Origin of the sequence: Bacillus sp. SIMBA_008 (assembly GCF_046535495.1) — a bacterium.
GTDB classification, from domain to species: Bacteria; Bacillota; Bacilli; order Bacillales; family Bacillaceae; genus Bacillus; species Bacillus subtilis.
Genome location: NZ_JAWRWL010001326.1, coordinates 1 through 233, shown reverse-complemented (window position 1 = coordinate 233; position 233 = coordinate 1). Strand labels below are relative to the sequence as shown.

1 protein-coding gene is annotated in these 233 nt (G+C 63.9%); it reads left to right on the top strand.

The annotated features are described in order from the left end of the window. Positions 1–233, top strand: a 233-nt coding sequence (locus SB658_RS27750) for a substrate-binding domain-containing protein (RefSeq protein WP_410603802.1), incomplete at both ends; no start/stop codon positions are given.

The following is a 233-nucleotide window of genomic DNA, read 5'->3' as shown; positions in this document are numbered from 1 at the left end:
CAAGTCGACGCCATCATCCTCCAGCCGCTTGATGGCGAGGCGAGCCAGACGGCGGCCAAGCGAGTGACCGAAGCGGGTATCCCCCTGTTCATCCTGTCCACCGAATTCGCTGAGGGAGCCACTGTCGACTACATCAGCTACATCGGCGTCGACGACACCGTCGCCGGTGAGATGCAGGCGGAATACCTCAACGAGCTGCTGCCCGATGGGGGGCCGATCGTCTTTGCCGCCGG